Consider the following 5,215-nt stretch of genomic DNA (forward strand, 5'->3'; position numbering starts at 1 on the left):
TGGCTGCGTCGAGCCCGTCGAGCGCCACCATCGCGTCCTCGGCGCGGCCGAGATGATGCATGACGACGCACGCGCCGACGAGGCTCTCGAGCTTCTGCCCGGCGCTCGCCGCGCGATCGTCGGCGATCCGTCGGAAGCCCGCCTGCGCGACGCCGAAACGGTTCTGGAAGAACGCCTGCCAGCTCGCGTTGCGGCAGGTCATCACGCGCGTCTGGTCGCGCGAATCGCGCAGCAGCTTCAGCGCGCGGCGGAACATGTCCTCGGCCTCCTCGAAACGGCCGAGCACGAGCTGGATGTCCGCGTACGCGCTGACGTCGCGCACGTCGTTGGCCGGGTCGCCCGGGTCGGCTTCACAGCGCGAGGCGACGAGCGCGGCCGCTTCGGCGAAGCGGCCGTCGAGCACGCGCGCTGCGTAGGCGTCGGTCGACGCCGGATTGGCAAGCGCGGCGGCGGCGGCGAAATAGAGTGTCGAAAACATGGTGGATCCTTTCGGCAAGCGGGTTCGAATACGAAGTTCGGGCTCGATCCGCGCGCCGCGCCGCCGCTCGTCGCGGGGTGCAGCGCATGGATGCGTGCCGCTATCGTCTCGTTCGCGCCGGATCCGCGCAGCAATTTGTGACGTTCCGTTACGATTGGCCCGCCGGTTGCGCGGGCCGCCGTCGGGCCGCGCTACACCCGCAGCCAGAAATATTCGCCGGACGCGATACCGCTGAACATCTCGTCGCCCGATTCGATGATGTTCTGCCGCCAGTAGCGGCCGTGCTCCGCGTAGTGCGCGAACAGATCGGCGAGCGTCTCGCCCGTTACGTCCGGCGTGAGCGGCAATCGCATCAGCAGCACGATGCTGCCGGTGTCCGCGTCGATCCCGAGTTGCGCCTGGTCCTGCGCGTAGATCAGCAGGTTCGCCTCGAGCAGCAGCCGGTACACCGCGAGCGTGCGGCCCGCGCTGACGATGCCGTAATGGAAATTCACGTACATCGACTCCGGATCCTCGTCGAAGTACTCGATGCGCACGTCGAAGCCCTCGACGTCGATCGTGCGCGTCTCGAGCACGTAATCGACGTCCGTCAGGCCGACAACCGCGCATACCTCCGCGACGACCTGTGCGTAACGTTCCCAACTCATGACAGTTTCACCCCGGTATCCGGCGTCCCCAAAAAAATACAGCCGGCGCTCGCGCGCCGGCCGCCCAACACGATGCCGAACGGCAGCCGGCTTACTGCGCCGGCTTCGACGCGTCGCCGACCATCTTCGTGGCCTGCTTCTTCACGTCGTTCTCCGCCTTCGTCATCTCTTGCATCTGCTGCAGTTTCGTTGCCGCCTTCGAAAACGCGATGCCTGCCATCGTGTCCTTCGTCATTTCGCCCAGTGCACCACCGACCAATGCCGACATGATTACTCTCCAGAAAGTGCGTGATTCGATCACGCGTTGACAACGTTCCAGCGCCGCCGCTTCATGTCGCGGCCCGCCGCTTTTTTGCCGCGCAGCGGGCGGCATCGTCGGGAACGGCTCGCGCCGCTCCGTCCGCCGCCGCCCGCTGCGCGGCGAAACCAGGGCCGCTATGCGGCCGTCGCGTTCGCCTCGTGCAGCGTCGCGACAATCCGCTGCGCCGCCAGCAAGCCGCGATAGATCTTTTGCATCGCGTCGCGGTCGTAATCGCTCGCCGCCTGCGCGGTGGCCGCGCTCACCCGCTCGGCCGTCTCGCCGAGCGCCTCGCGGAGCACGCCGATCCGTACCGCCGCGTCAGGCGCCCCGAGCGCCTGCTCGAGCGGTCCGCATTCATCCGCCGCCCGTTCCAATGCTTCGTACATGCCGTTTCTCCCGTCAGTTGAGGTCCGGCGCGCCGTTCGCCGACGCGCCCGCAAACACGTGCTTCACGCCGTCCGGCGTCTCGATGTAGCGCACGTCGCCGATCTCGAGCATCCCCGAGTACGCGACGGGCACCGGTGCGTCGCCGGACTGGCGTGCATCGACGTCGATCGCACGCACGTTCGGCCCGACGTCGGCGCGCACGCGCTCGACCGCCGCGCGCAGCTGCGCGATGTCCTGCACGACGCCCGACACCCGAAAGCGCCCCTGCCCCGCATACGCGACCGTCGCCCCCGACACGCCGAGCGATTCGCCGATGCTCTGCGCATCGTCCTGCGCGACGTCGTACTGGCGCTCGACGCGGTGCGCGGCGAGCCGGTCGAGCAGCTTGCGCGCGGCGAGGTCGTCGGCCGGCGTCGCGACCATCCCGGTGACCGCGATCATCGTGCCGCGCGGCGCCGTATGCAGCTCCGCATAGCCCGCGCGCCGCAGCTCCATGCCGATGCGCGTCGCGAGCGCGTCGGTACGCTCGACCGGGGGCGGCACGCCCGGATGGGCGCTGGCCAGCATGGCTCCCATCGCAAGCAGGCCGGCGACCAGCGCGCCGCCTGCCGCCGCGCACGCGGCGAGCTTGCGTTGCGCGCCCCGCCGCGCCGCATCGGCGCCAGGCGGCGGCGCCCACAAGGTCGCGAGCAGCTCGAGATCGCTCGGCCACTCGCCGTTCGCGGGCCCGACGCAAAGCGCGGTCTCGCCGAACGGCACCGGCACGAAGTCGAGCATCAGGAGCGGCGAACCATCCGCGTCGAACGCATCGGCGATCGCCTCGTCCGGCACGGACGCCGCACGTCGTGCGCGGGTTACGCCCTGCGCATCGATCGACAGCAGCAAATCGCCGTCGCGCCAGTCGTTGATGCGAATCTCCGCGTCGTCACCCGCGCCGATCCGGTGCTCGCCGGCATCGAGCGCGATTTCCGCACCGGCATGCAGGCCGGTCAGGATTCGCAGCAGCTTCATCGGTTGCTCCTTACGCGTGCGTCGTGTGTTTCATTTGCGTAGATCGAATCGGTCGCGATCGGTGCACCCGTTCGATCGCGTCGCATCGTTCGTCCATGCAGCCAGAATAGTTCGACGCGACATCGGTGTTCGTCCGTCGCGCGAATTCGCCGCCGCATTTGCGAAGCGCCGCGACGTTCACGACCGCTGAGCGGCCAGCACGCCCTTGTGCAACGTCTCGACGCTTGCATACGCGCGTGCGAGCTGCGCGTTCGTCGACGGACGCTCCGCGTTGAACACCATGAGCGGCAGCAGAAAATAATGCGTGCTCGCACGCTCGCTATGCGTGGTCGACGCATCGCGCGGCGCACCGCCCGCGCTTCGCATCGCGTCGAGCAGCAACTGCTTCACGCCGCTCCAGCCAATCGGCGTCCACGGCCCGGTGCGCAAGCGGGCGGCGAGCAGGTCCGCGTTGTGATTCAGCAGCGCGGCCGTGATGCGCGCGCCGGGTTCGGCATCGACGCGCCGGCTGAGCTGGAGCAGCGTGTCGGCCCACAGATGCCGCAACGCATGCTCGCGCTCCAGCGGGTCCGCGAGCGTATGCGCGACGTCGCGCAGCGCGCGTTGAGCGGGCACCGGCGCCGGACGCGCGCGCGACGCGCGCACGCGCGGCAGCGCGGCGACGTTCGCCGAATCGCCGTCGCGTTCGTCCTGCTCGCGCTGCTCCCGGCCGCCGCCCTGCCCGCCCGAATGCCGGTCGTGCTCGTCGTGCGGCGCGACGTGCGCGTGCGGCACCGTCGATTCCTCTCCCGCATCGGACGCTTCGCCCTGGCTGTCGGCGCGCCGGCGTCGCCGCGATCCCGCGGCGCCCGCCTTCGGACGCGGCTTCAGCTTCGCGAGCATCTGGTTGCGCGCGGCGAGCGCGGCCGCCTGATTGCCGTTCGAATACGTGAAGCGCGTGCCGTATTTTCCGTAGGTCGTCGCGGTGCGCGCGCGCACCGGCCGGCGTCGTCGCGGATCCGGCTTCGCCGCGTGGATGGTCTGCGCGATCGCGCGCGTGATGCGGCTCATGACGGCACTGCCGCCGACAGCAACTGCTGCGCGAAATGCAGGATCTCGGCGGCCGCCCACGGCCCGGCGATCGCGACGGTAACCGTCACCGCAACCAGCTTCACGCCGTACGAGATGCTCTGCTCCTGCAGCGACGTGATCGCCTGCAGGAACGAGATCGCGAGCCCGGATGCGGCCGCGACGAGCACGACGGGCAGCGAGATGTAAAGACACAGCATCATGCCTTGCGAGGTGAGCCGGATCAGGTCATCGATTTCCATCGGACAACCTCCTTCGAATCGGAATTGGAATCGGGATCGGGATCGGGACATCAGGAATAGGTCAGCACGAGGCCGTGCACGAGCGTCGACCAGCCGTCCATCACGACGAACAGCATCAGCTTGAACGGGATCGCGACGTTGGTCGGCTGCACCTGGTTCATCCCCATCGACATCAGCACGTTCGCGATCACCAGATCGACGATGATGAACGCGATATAGAGGATGAAGCCGATGCGGAACGCGTCGGTCATCTGCGCGAGCGTGAACGCGGGCGCGAGTACGATCAGGTCGTCCTCGCGCAGTTGCGCGGCCGCGGCCTTCGGCCAGATCACCGACGCGGAGCGCAGGAAGAAGCGCTTCTCGCGCTCGCGCGAGTGCGCGGCGAGGAACTGGCGGAACGGCTCCTTCGCCGCGCCGAACGCCTGCAGCATCGCCTGCGTCGGCTGCGGCGACAGCGCCTGCCCCTGCAGCTGCTGCTGCGCGGCGAAACCGATCGGCGCCATGATGTACAGCGACACGAGGATTGCGATGCCGTTCAGCACCATGTTCGGTGGCACCTGCTGCACGCCGAGCGCGTTGCGCAGCAGGCCGAGCACGACGACGATCTTCGCGTACGACGTCACGACCATCGCGATGAACGGCACCATGCTCATCACGAGCACGGCGATCAGCAGGCCGGTGATGTCGTTAAACTGGACCATCGTCGCCCGCCATCCGATCGATCCGCACGCCGAGATGCGCGCCCACCGCGACGAGCCTGCCGCCGCCGATCGCCTGGCCGTATGCGACGAGCCGCACCGGCACGTCGCGCGCGGCGAGCGGCAGCTCGAGCACGTAGCCGGGCCGCAGCGCGGCCAGCTCGGCGATCGACAGCGACAGCGTGTCGATCTCGACGTGCACGGGCAGGTCGACGTCGCCGAGCGCGGCCGGCTCGGGCGCCGCGAGCGGCGCGTCCTCGTCCGGCGCGGCGGCCGGCAGGTCGCCCGCGACGATCGGCTCGTCGAGATCGTCGGCGGTGTCGGGTGTTTCGGTCATCGTCATCGTGGTTCCCTCGATCAGAACGGTTGCATGCCATTGCGTC

8 protein-coding genes and 1 pseudogene are annotated in these 5,215 nt (G+C 68.9%); all 9 read right to left on the minus strand.

The window, feature by feature from the left end; translation table 11 throughout:
* Nucleotides 1–478: pseudogene (locus G3N99_RS34220) on the minus strand (AraC family transcriptional regulator); the annotation flags it as partial.
* 191 nt (nt 479–669) lie between these two features.
* Nucleotides 670–1,125 (minus strand): CesT family type III secretion system chaperone, encoded by a 456-nt coding sequence (locus G3N99_RS34225; protein ID WP_174943594.1) that lies wholly within the window; start codon nt 1,123–1,125, stop codon nt 670–672.
* 91 nt (nt 1,126–1,216) lie between these two features.
* A complete protein-coding gene (locus tag G3N99_RS34230; protein ID WP_174384133.1) occupies nt 1,217–1,393 on the minus strand; it encodes a hypothetical protein in 177 nt (58 codons plus the stop codon).
* 167 nt (nt 1,394–1,560) lie between these two features.
* Complete coding sequence (locus tag G3N99_RS34235; RefSeq protein ID WP_174974694.1) at nt 1,561–1,812, minus strand: type III secretion protein; 252 nt, start codon at nt 1,810–1,812, stop codon at nt 1,561–1,563.
* Nucleotides 1,813–1,825: 13 nt separating this feature from the next.
* Nucleotides 1,826–2,824, minus strand: a complete 999-nt coding sequence (gene hrpD5 / locus G3N99_RS34240; RefSeq protein ID WP_206124581.1) for an HrpD5 family protein — start codon at nt 2,822–2,824, stop codon at nt 1,826–1,828.
* 177 nt (nt 2,825–3,001) lie between these two features.
* Nucleotides 3,002–3,874 (minus strand): type III secretion system protein, encoded by an 873-nt coding sequence (locus G3N99_RS34245; protein WP_206124582.1) that lies wholly within the window; start codon nt 3,872–3,874, stop codon nt 3,002–3,004.
* Nucleotides 3,871–4,134: a type III secretion system export apparatus subunit SctS gene (sctS, locus tag G3N99_RS34250; protein WP_038743708.1), complete on the minus strand. Its 264-nt coding sequence runs from the start codon at nt 4,132–4,134 to the stop codon at nt 3,871–3,873. Before sctS ends, G3N99_RS34245 begins: the two co-directional genes overlap by 4 nt.
* 50 nt (nt 4,135–4,184) lie before the next feature.
* Complete coding sequence (gene sctR, locus G3N99_RS34255; RefSeq protein ID WP_010109702.1) at nt 4,185–4,835, minus strand: type III secretion system export apparatus subunit SctR; 651 nt, start codon at nt 4,833–4,835, stop codon at nt 4,185–4,187.
* Nucleotides 4,822–5,215: type III secretion system cytoplasmic ring protein SctQ (sctQ, locus tag G3N99_RS34260; RefSeq protein ID WP_206124583.1), on the minus strand; the 394-nt coding region annotated here is incomplete at its 5' end. The genes sctR and sctQ, both read right to left, overlap by 14 nt.

The organism is Burkholderia sp. Ac-20392 (assembly GCF_017104585.1).
Classification (GTDB): Bacteria; Pseudomonadota; Gammaproteobacteria; order Burkholderiales; family Burkholderiaceae; genus Burkholderia; species Burkholderia lata.